General features: G+C 70.3%; 1 protein-coding gene. It reads left to right on the top strand.

From position 1 onward, the window contains the following. The coding region (locus tag G5A07_RS21485) for a Gfo/Idh/MocA family oxidoreductase (RefSeq protein WP_343160921.1) at window positions 1-256 on the top strand (256 nt) is incomplete at both ends.

The raw sequence follows: 256 nt of genomic DNA, 5'->3' as shown, positions 1-256 counted from the left end.
CACCTGCGCCGGCTGCGCGAGGGCGCGCTGACCGACGACTGGTTCGAGGTCCTGCTCGATTATCCGCACTGCCAGGTAGCGCTGCGCGCCAGCATGCTCGCCGCCAATCCGGCGCCACGCTTCAATGTGCACGGCGACCACGGCAGCCTGCTCAAGGCCGGCGCCGACATCCAGGAAGCGCAACTGCTCCAGGGACTGCACCCCGGTTCCGCCGGCTGGGGCCGCGATCCCGACCTGCTGCAGCACATCGATGGCC

The sequence above is a fragment of the Stenotrophomonas sp. AS012628 genome (assembly GCF_010608305.1).
GTDB lineage: Bacteria > Pseudomonadota > Gammaproteobacteria > Xanthomonadales > Xanthomonadaceae > Stenotrophomonas > Stenotrophomonas geniculata.
Note: the sequence above shows the minus strand (reverse complement) of the source record. Positions and strands in the feature narration are given on the sequence as shown.